This is a genomic window from Pseudonocardia sp. ICBG601 (assembly GCF_020496245.1).
Window position 1 is genome coordinate 548,619 of record NZ_JAHLJA010000148.1, and the last position, 14,098, is coordinate 562,716.

Annotated in this window: 17 protein-coding genes; 6 read left to right on the forward strand and 11 right to left on the reverse strand. The window is 72.6% G+C overall.

The genetic code is table 11. The annotated features are described in order from the left end of the window. Nucleotide 1 precedes the first annotated feature (1 nt). Together KPL57_RS31750 and KPL57_RS31755 are read left to right on the forward strand one after the other, a co-directional pair. Nucleotides 2-1,201, forward strand: coding sequence for a MarP family serine protease (locus KPL57_RS31750; RefSeq protein ID WP_226356606.1), 1,200 nt, complete (start codon nucleotides 2-4; stop codon nucleotides 1,199-1,201). Between the two features lie 70 nt (nucleotides 1,202-1,271). After that, nucleotides 1,272-2,468 carry an MFS transporter gene (locus tag KPL57_RS31755; RefSeq protein WP_226354329.1) on the forward strand — a complete coding sequence of 399 codons (1,197 nt, stop codon included), beginning with the start codon at nucleotides 1,272-1,274 and terminating at the stop codon, nucleotides 2,466-2,468. 18 nt (nucleotides 2,469-2,486) lie between these two features. Here KPL57_RS31755 and KPL57_RS31760 read toward each other — a convergent pair whose 3' ends face one another. Further along, entirely contained in the window at nucleotides 2,487-3,761 is a 1,275-nt protein-coding gene (locus KPL57_RS31760) for an adenylosuccinate synthase (protein WP_226354330.1), read from the reverse strand. 204 nt (nucleotides 3,762-3,965) lie between these two features. Here KPL57_RS31760 and KPL57_RS31765 point away from each other — a divergent pair, with 204 nt between their 5' ends. Beyond that, nucleotides 3,966-4,547 carry a hypothetical protein gene (locus tag KPL57_RS31765; protein WP_226354331.1) on the forward strand — a complete coding sequence of 194 codons (582 nt, stop codon included), beginning with the start codon at nucleotides 3,966-3,968 and terminating at the stop codon, nucleotides 4,545-4,547. Here the strand turns inward: KPL57_RS31765 and KPL57_RS31770 are convergent, their stop codons facing one another. The 10 genes from KPL57_RS31770 to fbaA all read right to left on the reverse strand — a co-directional run bounded on the left by KPL57_RS31770 (nucleotide 4,548) and on the right by fbaA (nucleotide 11,782). Next, on the reverse strand, nucleotides 4,548-5,969 hold the full coding sequence (locus KPL57_RS31770) for a WXG100 family type VII secretion target (protein ID WP_226354332.1): 1,422 nt from the start codon (nucleotides 5,967-5,969) through the stop codon (nucleotides 4,548-4,550). Between the two features lie 10 nt (nucleotides 5,970-5,979). After that, nucleotides 5,980-6,357, reverse strand: coding sequence for a hypothetical protein (locus KPL57_RS31775; protein ID WP_226354333.1), 378 nt, complete (start codon nucleotides 6,355-6,357; stop codon nucleotides 5,980-5,982). Between the two features lie 72 nt (nucleotides 6,358-6,429). Continuing rightward, nucleotides 6,430-6,957, reverse strand: coding sequence for a DUF3558 family protein (locus tag KPL57_RS31780; RefSeq protein WP_226354334.1), 528 nt, complete (start codon nucleotides 6,955-6,957; stop codon nucleotides 6,430-6,432). A 123-nt stretch (nucleotides 6,958-7,080) separates the two neighbouring features. Further along, the gene (locus tag KPL57_RS31785) at nucleotides 7,081-7,266 is read right to left on the reverse strand and encodes a hypothetical protein (protein WP_226354335.1); all 186 of its coding nucleotides are present in this window, start codon (nucleotides 7,264-7,266) and stop codon (nucleotides 7,081-7,083) included. 10 nt (nucleotides 7,267-7,276) lie between these two features. Next, on the reverse strand, nucleotides 7,277-7,606 hold the full coding sequence (locus KPL57_RS31790) for a hypothetical protein (RefSeq protein ID WP_226354336.1): 330 nt from the start codon (nucleotides 7,604-7,606) through the stop codon (nucleotides 7,277-7,279). A 120-nt stretch (nucleotides 7,607-7,726) separates the two neighbouring features. Beyond that, nucleotides 7,727-8,254, reverse strand: a complete 528-nt coding sequence (locus KPL57_RS31795; RefSeq protein ID WP_308253058.1) for a DUF3558 family protein — start codon at nucleotides 8,252-8,254, stop codon at nucleotides 7,727-7,729. Nucleotides 8,255-8,329: 75 nt separating this feature from the next. Continuing rightward, entirely contained in the window at nucleotides 8,330-9,007 is a 678-nt protein-coding gene (locus tag KPL57_RS31800; RefSeq protein ID WP_226354337.1) for a 1-acyl-sn-glycerol-3-phosphate acyltransferase, read from the reverse strand. Nucleotides 9,008-9,127: 120 nt separating this feature from the next. Beyond that, a complete protein-coding gene (locus tag KPL57_RS31805) occupies nucleotides 9,128-10,273 on the reverse strand; it encodes an aromatic acid exporter family protein (RefSeq protein ID WP_226354338.1) in 1,146 nt (381 codons plus the stop codon). A gap of 5 nt (nucleotides 10,274-10,278) precedes the next feature. After that, nucleotides 10,279-10,692: a DUF3151 domain-containing protein gene (locus tag KPL57_RS31810; protein WP_073576038.1), complete on the reverse strand. Its 414-nt coding sequence runs from the start codon at nucleotides 10,690-10,692 to the stop codon at nucleotides 10,279-10,281. A 58-nt stretch (nucleotides 10,693-10,750) separates the two neighbouring features. Continuing rightward, on the reverse strand, nucleotides 10,751-11,782 hold the full coding sequence (fbaA, locus tag KPL57_RS31815) for a class II fructose-bisphosphate aldolase (RefSeq protein ID WP_226354339.1): 1,032 nt from the start codon (nucleotides 11,780-11,782) through the stop codon (nucleotides 10,751-10,753). A 192-nt stretch (nucleotides 11,783-11,974) separates the two neighbouring features. Here fbaA and KPL57_RS31820 point away from each other — a divergent pair, with 192 nt between their 5' ends. From KPL57_RS31820 to KPL57_RS70465, 3 genes are all read left to right on the forward strand, one after another. Next, the gene (locus KPL57_RS31820) at nucleotides 11,975-12,664 is read left to right on the forward strand and encodes an RNA polymerase sigma factor (protein ID WP_226356608.1); all 690 of its coding nucleotides are present in this window, start codon (nucleotides 11,975-11,977) and stop codon (nucleotides 12,662-12,664) included. Continuing rightward, a complete protein-coding gene (locus KPL57_RS31825) occupies nucleotides 12,661-13,005 on the forward strand; it encodes a hypothetical protein (protein WP_226354340.1) in 345 nt (114 codons plus the stop codon). The genes KPL57_RS31820 and KPL57_RS31825 overlap by 4 nt, the downstream gene beginning before the upstream one ends. A gap of 69 nt (nucleotides 13,006-13,074) precedes the next feature. Then, entirely contained in the window at nucleotides 13,075-14,055 is a 981-nt protein-coding gene (locus KPL57_RS70465; RefSeq protein WP_308253059.1) for a VTT domain-containing protein, read from the forward strand. Nucleotides 14,056-14,098 lie beyond the last annotated feature (43 nt).

A 14,098-nucleotide genomic window follows, 5' to 3' on the forward strand; every position in this document is an offset into this window, starting at 1 on the left:
CATCAGCTGGGTCGACGTCGTCGTCGTGATCCTCGCCCTGCTGGCCGCGGCGTCCGGCTGGCGGCACGGGGTCGCGGTGGCGCTGCTGTCGTTCGCCGGCGTGCTGACCGGCGCGGTGCTCGGGCTGCGGCTCGCCCCGTTGCTGGCCGGGCAGGTGGAGTCCCAGCAGGGGAAGGTGCTGCTCGGGATCGGCGTGGTGGTGCTGCTCGTCGCGCTCGGTGAGGCGACGGGCGTCTACCTCGGACGGTTCATCCGCGACCGGATCCGCGGCGAGGGCACCCTCAAGGTCGACTCGACGCTGGGCGCCGGCGTGCAGGCGATCGCGGTGGTGGTGGCGGCCTGGCTGATCGCGCTGCCGCTGTCCTCGACGAGCTTCTCCACCCTGACCAGCGGCCTGCGCGACTCGCGGGTGCTCGCCGGTGTGGACGACGTGATGCCGGACGCGGCGCGCAAGCTCCCCGCCGAGCTGCGCCAGCTCCTCGACGACTCCGGCTTCCCCGACGTCGTCAGCCCGTTCTCGCGGACGCCGGTCGCCGCGGTCGGCCCGCCGGACTCCGCGCTCGCGCAGTCCCCGGTGGTCACCGAGGTCCGCGACCGGGTCCTGAAGGTCCGCGGGCGCGCCCCGTCCTGCCGTCGCGCCCTGGAGGGGACCGGGTTCGTCGTCGCCCCGCAGCGGGTGATGACCAACGCCCACGTCGTCGCCGGGACGTCGAGCACCACGGTCGAGGTGACGACGTCCAGCGGACGGGCCCGCCAGCTCGACGCCCAGGTCGTCTACTACGACCCCGAGGTCGACGTGGCCGTGCTCGACGTGCCCGACCTCGAGGAGCAGCCGCTGCAGTTCAGCCCGGACCCGGCCCGCGTCGGCGACGACGTGATCATCCTGGGCTACCCGCTGGACGGCCCGTACACGGTCACCCCGGGCAAGATCCGCGAACGGATCCGGCTGCGCGGCCCGGACATCTACGAGCAGGGCAGCGTGCTGCGCGACGTCTACACCGTCCGCGCAGTGGTGCGCTCCGGCAACTCCGGCGGCCCGATGATCGCCCCCGACGGACGGGTGGTCGGCGTCGTGTTCGGCGCCGCGCTGGACGACACCGAGACCGGTTTCGTGCTGACGGCCGAGCAGGTCGGCCAGGCGCTGAACGTGGCCGCGAGCGGCGCGTCGTCCCCCGCCGACACCGGGAACTGCGCCTCCTGACCCACCGCACCCTGTCCCACGATCCGGGAACGAATGGCCGGATCGTGGGACGGATGCTTAGCGTGGGTACATGACCTCCGTCGACGTGACCCGTACCCGCCGTCGCTGGCTGGTGCTGGCCGTCGGGGTGTTCGCCCAGACCGCGGCCTGCTCGTTCGTCTACGGACTGCCGTTCGTGGTGCCGCTGCTGCGGGACACGGAGGGGCTGTCACTGGCCCAGGTCGGCGCCTACGTCGGCGCCCCGACGGTCGGCCTGCTGTGCACCCTGGTGCTGTGGGGCGCCGCCGCCGACCGGTCCGGCGAACGCGGGGTGATGACGGTCGGGCTCGCATTGTGCGCGGCGGCCGTCGCGGGTGCGGCGCTGCTGCCGATCGGGCCCGGACCGCTGCTGCTGGTGCTGCTCGGCCTGGGCGGCGCGGGCGCGGCGTCGGTGTTCGCCGCCAGCGGCCGGATGGTGATGGGCTGGTTCGCCGCGCACGAGCGCGGCACCGCGATGGGGATCCGGCAGACGTCCCAGCCGCTGGGCGTCGCCGTGGCCGGGCTGACGCTGCCGACCCTGGCCGCGGCCGTCGGGCCGTTCCGGGCGCTGCTGCTGCCCGCGGTGCTGTGCGTCGTCGCGTCGGTGCTGGTCGCGACGCTGGCGCCGGACCCGCCCCGGGCCCCGCGGCCCGCGGGGGCCGTGCCGGAGCGCTCCCCCTACGGGACGTCGGTGCTGTGGCGGGTGCACGGCGCGAGCGCGCTGCTGGTGGTCTCACAGTTCGCGGTGGCGTCGTTCGCGACCGAGTACCTGGTCCGCGAGCAGGGGTGGCACGTGGCGGCGGCGGGCGCGTTCGTCGCCGGTGGGCAGATCGCCGGGGCGGTCGGCCGGATCGCGACCGGGGTCTGGTCGGACCGGGTCGGGTCCCGGCTGCGCCCGATGCGCCAGGTCGCGGCCGCCGCGGCCGCGGTGCTGCTGCTGTTCGCGCTCGGCGACGCCGTCGCCGGGTGGCTCGCGGTGACCATGCTCGCCGTCGGGGCGGTGGTGACGGTCGCCCCGAACGGGCTGGCGTTCACCAGCACCGCCGAGATCGCCGGGCCGGCGTGGTCCGGGCGGGCGCTGGGGGTGCAGAACACCGGCCAGAACGCCGTCGCGTCGGTGGTGCCGGCCGCGCTCGGCGCCCTGGTCGGCGCGACCGGCTACGCGGCGGCGTTCGCGATCGCCGCCGCGGCACCGCTGGCCGCGATCCTGGTGACACCGGTCCGCGACGAGCGCCGGCGGTCGTCGTGACGCCGCCGGCGCAGCCGGTCAGCGGGTGATCGTCTGGTCCCGCCCGGGGCCGACGCCGATCGCGGACACCGGCGCGCCGGTGAGCTCCTCGATCCGCTGCACGTAGGCCTGCGCGGCGGGGGGCAGGTCCTCCCAGGTGCGGGCGCCGGAGAGGTCCTCGACCCAGCCGGGCATCTCCTCGTAGACCGGGACGGCGTGGTGGAAGCCGGTCTGGGTCATCGGCATCTCGTCGACGCGGTGGCCGTCGACCTCGTAGCCCACGCAGATCGGCACCGACTCCAGCCCGGACAGCACGTCCAGCTTGGTCAGGAAGACGTCGGTGATGCCGTTGACGCGGACCGCGTACCGGCCGATGACGGCGTCGAACCAGCCGCAGCGACGGTTCCGGCCGGTGTTGACGCCGACCTCACCGCCGGTCTTGCGCAGCCACTCGCCCATCTCGTCGAGGAGCTCGGTCGGGAACGGGCCGGACCCGACGCGGGTCGTGTAGGCCTTCAGGATCCCGATCACGCGGGTGATCTTGTTCGGGCCGATGCCGGAACCGACCGACGCGCCGCCCGCGGTCGGGTTCGAGCTGGTCACGAAGGGGTAGGTGCCGTGGTCGACGTCGAGCAGGGTGCCCTGCGAGCCCTCCAGCAGCAGCGTCTCGCCGCGCTCCAGGGCCTGGTTCAGCAGCAGCCGGGTGTCGACGATCTTGTCGGCGAACTCCTTCGACTGCTCCAGGACGGTGTCGACGACCTCGTTGAAGTCCAGCGCGCGCCGGTTGTAGACCTTGACCAGGACCTGGTTCTTCAGCTCGAGGGCGGCCTCGACCTTCTGGTGCAGGATCTTCTCGTCGAGCAGGTCCGCGGCGCGGACGCCGACCCGGGCGACCTTGTCCTGGTAGGCCGGGCCGATGCCGCGACCGGTGGTGCCGATCTTGGCCTTGCCCAGGTAGCGCTCGGTGACGCGGTCGATCGCCACGTGGTACGGCATGATCAGGTGCGAGTCGGCCGAGATCAGCAGGCCGGAGGTGTCGACGCCGCGCCGCTCCAGGCCCGCCTTCTCCTCGATCAGCGCCTCGGGGTTCACGACGACCCCGTTGCCGATCACGTTCTTCACGCCCGGGGACAGGATCCCGGACGGGATGAGCTTCAGCGCGAAGTCGCGGCCGTCCGGCGTGACGACGGTGTGCCCGGCGTTGTTGCCGCCCTGGTAGCGCACGACCCAGCCGAACTGCCCGCCCAGCAGGTCGGTCGCCTTGCCCTTGCCCTCGTCGCCCCACTGGGCGCCGATCAACACGATTGCGGGCATGTAAGAGACTCCAGTTCACACACGCTCGTCACGGTCGCGGGACCGGGCGTGATTTCCGGTTTCCGCGGCGAGGAGGGTACTCGATCAGTGGTTCCGACCGATCCCGAAGCGGTTCTCCTCGACTGCCTGCCGCAGCGGCGTCACCGGCTTCCCTTCCACGGTATCCGGCCCGGCGCGCGACGTGAACGCCCACCGTCGTCGCTGGTGTCCGATCCCGCGGTGCGTTCGGTCACCGTGGGTCCGCGCCCCGGGAAGGCGGAGGTCGACGCCCTGCTCCCGGTGCCGCGGCTGATCGTCCACGGTGACGACGCCGACCTCGCCGCGGTGCTCCTCCGGCTGCTCCGCCGGGACGCGCTCGCGACCGAGGTCGCCTACCTGCCGGTGTCCCGGCGGTCGCGGGCCGCCGCGAACTGGGGCCTCCCGACCCGGTTCGACGACGCCGTCGCCCTCGCCCGGTCCGGCACCGCACGCGAGATGCCGCTGGTGCGCGACGACAACGGCGGCGTCCTCGCCGGCCGCGGGGAGATCCCCGACCTCTACGGCGAGGCCTACTGCGACGCGACGCGCGTGCTGCACGGCCGCGTGAAGATGCTCGTCGTCGACGCGGGGCCCGAGGGCGTGCACGTGCGGCCGGGCCGCGGGGTGACCGGCACGACCGGGCGGGCGATCCAGATCGGGACAACGGGTGCGACGCCCCTCCGCGACGGCGTCGCGCACCCGCGGGAGATCAAGCGGTGGGCCTGGTACCGGCACACCGAGCCGTGGCGGCCGGTGCTGCCGGGCTGATCAGCGGCCGGGGTCCTCGGGGGCGAGCACGGCGTCGGTCGCGGTGATCCCGACGTCGAACACCTCGTCGGTGGGGACGACGTAGCGGTTGCGGTGGTCCCGGCCCTCGCCGCGACCGCCCGGGACGCCGCCGGCCATCGGGCCGTAGCCGGCCCCGCCGCGAGCCTCCGCCCCCTTGGCGCCGGTCCACGGCTCGGCCGCGCCGCCGCTCCGCGGCCCGGGTGTGCGGGGCTCGGTGCCCCACGCCGTCCCGGCCCCGCCGCGGCCGCCGGGTCCGTGCGGTTCGGTCCCCGCGCCCGGCAGCCGCGTAGTGCCGCGGGACTCGCCGAACGGGGAGCCGACGCCGCCGCGGCCTGCTCCTGATCCGGCTCCGACTCCGAACGACCCGGTCCCGCTGCCGGGGCGGGTCTCCGTGAGGGGGCGGACGAGCTGCTGCCGACGTACCTGGTCGCCGAAGCGGCGCGCGAGGTCCTCGCGGGTACGGGCGGCGTCCGACGTCGGGGCCGGGCTCCGGGTCGGGGTCCGCGTGCGGTCCGGAGCGGGCGGTACGCGGGAGCCCGGCGCCCCGGTACCGCCTCCACCGGCGCCCGACGAGGACGCCGGTCCGCTCGGCAGGGGGACGACAGGCGAGGGCCCGCCACCGCCTCCGGCGCCACCACCCACACCACCACCGGGGCCGCCGCCTGCACCGCCGCCGCCCGACGGGCCGGCCGGCGCCGACCCCGGCTGCGAGGCCGACCCGACCGGGGGGAGCCCGACTCCGGCCGGTCCCGGTGTCGGGCCGGAGACTCCGCCGCCACCCGGAGCGACGGAGATGCCGGGCTGCGGTCCCGGCGAACCGCCGGGACCCGGCGTCGCGCCCGGAGATGTCGCGGGCGGGGGCGCGGCGGCCGCCTCGGTGGTGAAGCGGTCGTCGATCGCGGAGGTCTCGGACTCGTACTTCTGGAGCGCGCGGTTCGCGACCTCGTCGTTGATCTGGTTGTGCTCGGCGATGGTGACGTGGTCGGCGCCCCTGCCCCGGAGGGACTGCCAGGCCTCGCTGATGTTGTCGCCCGCGCGCTGGATCCAGGAGAACTCGGCCGGGTCCATGAACCGGACCTGGTTGCGCATGCGCTCGAACGCGCTGCCGTGGTCGAGCATGCGGTCGGCGCCGTTCCGGGCGACGGTCGCGGTGCCGTCGACGCCGGTCGCGGTGCGGTCGAGGGACTCCTGGGCGGCCCGGGCGGCGGGGCCCTGCCACGAGATGCCGAGATCGGCCATGCCGCGGTCGAGGGTCTGCTTGGTGGTCGCCATGTCGTCGACGAGCTTGCGGAGGCCGTCAGACGTCTGCCGCATGGCCTCGGCGCCGGGTTTGCCGATGATCCAGGCAGCCTTGGTCGCGATGTCGAACGCTTCGTAGTTGTAGCAGCGAGGGAGGGGCATCCTCGGATCCCTAACGCTCGAGCAGCGGGCCGTTGTACGGCGGAGTGGTGGGTTTCAGGGTTGCCGCGTTCTCGTCCTCGATGAGCCCGTACTCCTGCGCCGCTTGTTTCAATCGGTCACGCGCGTCTCGCACCTCGTCCACATAACGCTCGTGCACGTCGACCAGGCTATTGATCTTCGGCTGGAAGACGACGACTGCGTCGAGAGACACTGGATCGTCGGCGCATGCGGGGACATTCCGAAGGTTGCCCCTGACTCGACGACCCGCCTGCATCTGCCGAAGGTGGTCGTCCATCTGCTGATAGACGACCATGATGTTATCGACATTGACCTGCAGCATGAGGGCGTCGCTGACGGATCCCCGAGGCGTGTGCGCCGACGTCGACATGCGGCGCAGACTAGACAGGAAGAACCGTGACCGATCTCGGATCGGGCATGCTTGTTCACGTCTGCGAATCTGTCAGTTCTCGCGAGCGCTCGACAGGAACGCTCGTGCCAAGGTCTCGGCCCGACCGCAGGCGGCATCCGAAGGTCTGCCAGCCTGCCTCGCCCCACCGAAATCATCGACCTGGACACGGACACTCGCGGCGTCAGCAACGTCCAAGTAGAGTTCACAGAGGTCAGAGCTACTTCTGCGCTCGACCATCCGCACGGCACCGAATCCATCGACAGCGGTGATGACGGCGCCGCTCGCTGTCGCGATCTTCGCCGCCGGCGTCTGGATCGTCTGCACCGAGTAGTTGTCGACGGTCTCGTAGTTCCCCCATCCACACACTCGGCTCGGACCGTCCGCGAGCGTGACAGTCGAAGGCTCGTCCCCTTCGACTCCCCACTGCTGGCGCAGTTCAGGGGTCATCGCGAGACAGGGGTCGACGTTCGCCACGTCGATCTCCGCCGGCCGCGCCGGAAACGGCCCCTCCCGCTCCGCAGCCCCACACCCCACGACCACCCCGCACACGACCAGCAGAATGAGAACGAGTCGGACCACCAGCGACGCTCCCCCGGATACGAACAGAACGGCAGCAGGCTAGCCCGCCGTCGCCACCCCCGGGCCCGTTCCGATCAGGCCGCGGCTGCCGAGTCGTCCGGACGCCGGTGGCAACTGTCCACGTCACACGATGCCGAGGTCGGCCATGCCGCGGTCGAGGGTCTGCTTGGTGGTCGCCATGTCGTCGACGAGCTTGCGGAGGCCGTCAGACGTCTGCCGCATGGCCTCGGCGCCGGGCTTGCCGATGATCCAGGCCGCCTTGGTCGCGATGTCGAACGCTTCGTAGTTGCAGCAGCGCGGGAGGGGCATCCTCGGATCCCTAACGCTCGAGCAACGGGCCGTTGTACGGCGGAGTGGTGGGCTTCAGGGTTGCCGCGTTCTCGTCCTCGATCAGTCCGTACTCCTGCGCAGCCCTCTTGAGCCGGTCGCGCGCCTCTGCTACCTCGGCGACGTAGTCATCGTGTGTCTTCGTAATGGAGTCGATTTTCGGCTGGAAGACGGTAACCGCATCTATCGATACTGGGTCGTCTCCGCACGGAGGAACGTTCTTGAGATTCAGAGCCCCATGTCGCCTCGTTCTCATTGCTTGAACCTGCTCGTCAAGTCGCCGATAAACAGCCATGACGTTTCCGACATCCACCTGGGTCATGAGTGAATCGCTGGCCGAACCTCGTGGCTCGTGGGCAGGCGTCCGCATCTCGACGAGGCTATGTCGACCGGCGGACTACGACGTCAGATTGACTGCTCGCGTTCGCAGCTGCGAACACGATCACTGGAGACGAGCCTTCGTCAGGTAGCTCTGCGCGAGCAGCTCAGCCCGTCCACACACCTCGTCCGGCGATCCGCGCGTCAGCTCGTCATATCCGAAGTCCTGGATCTGAACCCGCACGCTGGCAACCTCGGCTGCGTCGAGATACAACGTGCACAACGGCGCCGAATCTTTGCTCTCGACCATCCGGACAGCTCCGAACCCATCGATGATGGTGATTGTGGCGCCTCGCGCGGTCGCGACTCTTACAGCAGGCGTCTGGATCGTCTGCACGGAGTAGTTCTCGACGGTGTCGTTGTTGCCCCACCCGCACACACGACTGGGACCATCAGCGAGCGTGACGACCGAGGGCTCGTCGCCCTCGACGCCGAAACGCTGGCGCAGTTCAGGGGTCATCGCGACGCATGGGTCGACGTTCGCCACGTCGATCTCCGCCGGCCGAGCCGGAAACGGCCCCTGCGGCTCCCCAGCCCCACACCCCACGACCACCCCGCACACGAGCAGCAGGACGACAACGAGTCGGACCACCGGCGACGCTCCCCCGGGACAGCAACAGGACGGCAGCAGGCTAGCCCGCCGCCGTCACCCCCGGGCCCGTTCCGATCAGGCCGCGGCGGCCGAGTCGTCCGGGCGCCGGTGGTAGCTGTCCACATAGGTCTGCCCGGACAGGTCCGCGATGGCGTCCATGATCTCGTCGGTGACCGCGCGCCGGATCGCCGGAGCGCCCTCCAGGCCCTCGTAGCGGCTGAACTCCAGCGGCCGCCCGAAGCGGATCTCGACCCGGGCCAGGCGCGGGAACAGCCGTCCGATCGGCTGCACGCGCTCGGTCCCGATCAGGCCGACGGGCACGACGACCGCCCCCGTCGACAGCGCCAGCGACGCGACGCCGGTGTGCCCGCGGTGCAGCTTGCCGTCGAGGGAGCGGGTGCCCTCCGGGTAGATGCCGAACGCACCGCCGCACTCCAGGACCTTGCGTCCCGCGGCGAGCGCGGCGAGGCCGGCACGGGCGTTGGACCGGTCGACCGGGATGTAGCCGAGCGCCCCCAGGAAGGCGGCCATCAGGCGTCCGCGCAGGCCACGGCCGGTGAAGTACTCGGCCTTGCCGAGGAAGGCGACCTTGCGCGGGGCGACGAGCGGGATGAACGCCGTGTCGACGGCCGCGCGGTGGTTCGCCGCGAGGATCACCGGCCCGGTGGCGGGGATGCGGTCCGCGCCGCGCACGCGGGGCCGCCACACGAGCCGGACGAGTGGTGCGAGGACGTAGCGGATGAACAGCTGCACCGTGAACCCCGATCAGTGAGCGACGTCCACAACTCCGTGCAGGGGGGACCGACGTCCCGGCGCCGAACGAGGCCCGATTCTGCTCCGTGACCGGCCCGTGACGGAAGCCCTTCCGCCCGTTCAGTCCAGGTGAGGATCGATGAGCTGCCCGCGCAACGCACGCAGCGCCTCGCTGCGGGTCATCCCGGTCGCCTGCAGCAGGTCGACGGCGATCGAGCGGACCTGCGCGACCAGCACCGGCGCCGAGACCGCGGGCGCAGTGGCGGGCTGCCCCTCGACCGGCCGGGCGACGACCGCACCGGGGTCGGCGAGGACCGGTGCGTGCTGCACGGCCTCCAGGATCGGGCCGCGGGCCTTCTCGCGGTCGCCGTCCTGCCCGAGCTCCCCGATCAGCGCCTCGACGGAGACGGCGAGCTCGGTGATGGCGTCCGGCAGACCGGGCGGGACCGGTTCGCCGTCCTCGATCGCGGTCATCGCGCGCCGGGCGAGCACCCGGGCGTTGCGGTGGGCGTAGTCGGCCCGCTCGGCGAGCGTCCGGTAGCGGCGCAGCATGGCCCGGCGCGGCCGGTGCATCGGCGAGACCGTCACGACCTCGCCCGCGGAGCTGACGGCGGTGCGCAGCTCGTCGATGACGGCCTGGGTGTCGCGGGCCCGGGTCAGCGCCCGCGACGCGCTCTCCCGGTCACCCTCGCGCAGCGCCGTCGCGATCTCGGTGAGCACGGTGACGAGGTCGTCGAGCACCCGGCGGGCGACCCGGCGCACGATCCGGACCGGGTGCGCGGGGATGACCGCGGCGACCAGGATCCCGGCGAGGCCGCCGATCAGGGCGTCGATGCAGCGGTCGATCCCACCGGTCTCGGTGGGCGGGAGCAGCGTCGTCACCAGCACCGCGGACACCGCGGCCTGGTTGACGAACAGGGTCCCGCCGTCGGTGAACACCGCGATGACCAGCGCGAGCGCGACGACGAGCACCAGCTGCCAGAGGCCGCCGCCGATCTGCGCGATCAGCAGGTCGCCGATCAGGACACCGATGCTCACCCCGACGACGAGCTCGGCGGTGCGGCGCAGCCGCGAGTTCAGCGACATGCCCAGGCTGAGCACCGCCGCGATCGGCGCGAAGAACGGCCGCGTATGACCGACCAGGTCGCCGGCCACCCAGAGGGCGAGGCCGGCGGCCATGGAGCACTGCAGGATCGGCAGCCACGACGCGCGGACGCGCCGGGCACCGGCCCGGCCGCGTGAGCGGACCCGGTCCCACGCGGCCACCGGCGTCAGGACACGCCGAGGGCGGCGAGCGCCTCCGGGTCCGAGTCGTTGATCAGCGTGCGCAGGCGCTCGACCTCGGGGGCCTCCCCGATCGCCGTGGCGGCGCGCAGCAGCGCCCCGCACGACCGCAGGAAGCCCTGGTTCGGCTCGTGCGACCACGGCACCGGGCCGAAGCCCTTCCAGCCGTTGCGACGCAGCTGGTCCAGGCCGCGGTGGTAGCCGGTGCGGGCGTAGGCGTAGGCGGCGACGGACTCCCCGGCGTCGAGGGCGCGCTCGGCGAGCACCGCCCAGGCGATCGACGACGACGGCGACCCCGCCGCCACCTCCGACGGGTCCTTCCCCGCGGTCAGGTCCGCCGCGGCGGGGTCGACCGGGAGGCGCGTGTCGTCGGGCTCGAGCAGGTTGCCGTGCAGACTCATGCCGCCATCCTCGCGCCCGGCCACCCGCCGTCGCCAGCGGGTGGCCGGGCGCCGCGGATCAGGACAGTGCCCTGCCGGCGGACTTCAGCGACTCGCACGCCTCGATGACGCGCTCGCTCATCCCGACCTCGGCCTTCTTCAGGTACGAGCGCGGGTCGTAGACCTTCTTGTTGCCGACCTCGCCGTCGATCTTGAGCACGCCGTCGTAGTTGGCGAACATGTGCGACACGATCGGCCGGGTGAAGGCGTACTGGGTGTCGGTGTCGACGTTCATCTTCACGACGCCGTAGGTCAGCGACTCGTGGATCTCCTCGAGCAGCGAGCCGGACCCGCCGTGGAAGACCAGGTCGAACGGCTTGGCGCCGGGGTCGAGGCCCAGCTTCTGCACGGCCACCTCCTGGCCCTGCTTGAGGATCTCCGGGCGGAGCTTCACGTTGCCCGGCTTGTAGACGCCGTGCACGTTGCCGAAGGTCGCGGCCAGCAGGTAGCGGCCCTTGTCGCCGGACCCGAGGACCTCGACGGTGCGCTCGTAGTCGCCGGGGGCGGTGTAGAGCTTGTCGTTGATGTCGTTCGCGACACCGTCCTCCTCGCCGCCGACGACGCCGATCTCGACCTCGAGGATGATCTTCGCCTTGGCCGCCTGCTCCAGCAGCTCGGCCGCGATCTTCAGGTTCTCCTCGAGCTCGACCGCGGAGCCGTCCCACATGTGCGACTGGAACAGCGGGTTCTGCCCCTTGTCCACGCGCTCCTGGCTGATCGCGATCAGCGGACGCACGAACGAGTCCAGCTTGTCCTTGGGGCAGTGGTCGGTGTGCAGCGCGATGTTGACCGGGTACTTGTCCGCGACGACGTGCGCGAACTCGGCGAGGCCGACCGAGCCGGTGACCATGTCCTTGACCCGGGTGCCGGACAGGAACTCCGCGCCACCGGTCGAGACCTGCACGATGCCGTCGGAGCCTGCCTCCGCGAACCCGCGCAGCGCCGCGTTGAGGGTCTCGGTGCTGGTCACGTTGATCGCCGGGTAGGCGAACTCGCCGCTCTTGGCGTTGTCCAGCATCTGGTTGTAGATCTCGGGCGTGGCGATGGGCACGGGGCCTGCCTCCTCGTCGTCGGCGGTCGCTGCTCCGCGCAGCGCTCCTTGTCTCCGGGTGAGTATCACGTACCCGCGGGGAAGGGGGAGCCATCGTCGGAATGGGCCTGGTCTCACCGCGGGCGACGCCGCCGACCGCTGCACCGGGTAATGCTGCGAAGCCTGTCGGTGGTGGTCGCTAGTGTGGTGGGCGTGGAGGAGGAGCGCGCCGAGAACGCCGTCGACCGGACGCTGGGCCGGTTGCGCGCCATCGACAGCCGACCGGCGCCCGCGGGCACCGGGCCGCACCCGTTCGCCCCGGGCACGGCGCAGGCCCCGGTCGACGGGCCGGGTGGTTCCGGGGCCCGGCAGGGCCCGGACACACCGCTGACGTTGGCCGATCTCTACCGCGACCACCGCCTGCGGCTCATGCGCCTCGCGATGCTGCTGGTGGACATCCCGGCCACCGCGGAGGACGTGGTGCAGGAGGCGTTCACCGGCCTGCACCGGCACTGGACCGGTCTGCGGGACGAGACGGCCGCCGTCGCCTACCTGCGTGCGGCCGTGGTGAACGGGTCCCGGTCGGTGCTGCGGCGCCGTCGCACGGCACGCGAGTACGTGCCGCCGCACGCGGCGAACGCCCGCTCCGCGGAGTCGCTGGCCATGCTGTCGGCCGAGCACCAGTCGGTCGTCGACGCGCTGGGCCAGCTCCCGCCGCGCCAGCGCGAGGTGCTCGTCCTGCGCTACTACGGCGGGCTGACCGAGTCCGAGATCTCCGAGGCCGCCGGGATGAGCCGAGGTACGGTGAAGTCGACCGCCAGCCGCGCGCTCGACGCCGTCGCCCGGATCATGGCCGAGCGCGCCGGGACCGAGGCCGTCCGGCGTCCGGGGGAGCTGCGATGACCGGCCCCCAGCCGCCGCAGCCCGGCCGCGACGACGCCGCCCGCCGGATCGGCGAGGCGCTGCAGGCGCAGGCCCGCGGGCGCCCGATGCCGCCGCGTCCCGCGGCGGGCCCGGCCCCCGTGCCGCCACGCGTCCCCGGCCGGATCCCGCCGCCGGTCCCGCGTCCCGGGCCGCCCCCGCAGCGCCGGCCGCAGCAGGCCCCGGCGCCGGAGCCCGCCCGGTCGGCGACCGGCCAGATCGTCTGGGCCGCGGTGATCGCGCTGCTCCTCGGCGCCCTGCTCGGCGGGGGTCTCGCGCTGGTGTCGGTGCTCCTGCCGGGTGCGCTGCCCGCCCTCGGCTGAGCCGCTCACAGCACCCCCACAGCGACGGCCACGTCGATCCACATCACCCGGCCGGTACCGTTTCTCGACGTGACGGTTCTCGCCGCGACGCAGACGCTCGCCCTCGGTCCCGACTGGCTCGACCCGGCGGTGATCATCGAGTCCCTGGGTCCGTGGGCCCTGGTGGGCGTCGCTGCGATCATCTTCGCGGAGTGCGGGCTGCTGCTCGGGTTCTTCCTCCCGGGCGACTCGCTGCTGTTCACCGCGGGCCTGTTCGTCGCGCAGGGCGCGATCGACGTGCCGCTGTGGTTGGTCTGCCTGGTGCTGGTGGTGTCCGCCTTCGCCGGCAACGCCGTCGGCTACGGCATCGGCTATCGCGCCGGCCCGGCGATCTTCGACAAGCCGAAGTCGAAGCTGTTCAACCCCAAGCACGTCGAGAAGACCCACGAGTTCTTCGAGAAGTACGGCAACCGGGCCATCGTCCTGGGCCGCTTCGTGCCGATCGTGCGGACCTTCATCACCGTGAGCGCGGGCGTCGCGCGGATGGACCCGAAGCGCTACCTGACGTACTCGCTGATCGGCGGCGTCGCGTGGGCGGCGGGCGTGACGGTGCTGGGCTACTTCCTCGGCCAGTTCGCGTTCGTCCGTGAGCACATCGACCTGATCCTCATCGCGATCGTGCTGATCTCGGTGCTGCCGATCGTGTTCGAGGTGCTGCGGGCGCGGGCCGCGTCCAGGCGCGGGGGCCCCGCCGGCCCGGTCGACGGCGTCGCGGGTGCCGCGACCGGTGCGGCCGCCGCCACCGTCACCGGCCACACCGCCGACGACGACCCGGCCGCGGTCACCATGCAGATGCCGGCCGTCGGGAACGGCCCGGCGCCGCAGCACGGTCGTCCCCGCCCCGGACAGGCCCCGCAGCCCGGTCGTGCCCCGCAGCACGGCGGGGCCGCGCCCCAGCACGGTGGCGCCGTGCCGCCGCACGGCCCCGGCCCCCGCCCGCAGGACGGCACGGAGCCGCCGTACCGCCACACCACCGGCCGCCCCGCCATGCCGCCCCGGCACGGCAACTGAGCGTCGATCGGCACGTCTCCGCCCTGCCCGGGGCGGAAACGTG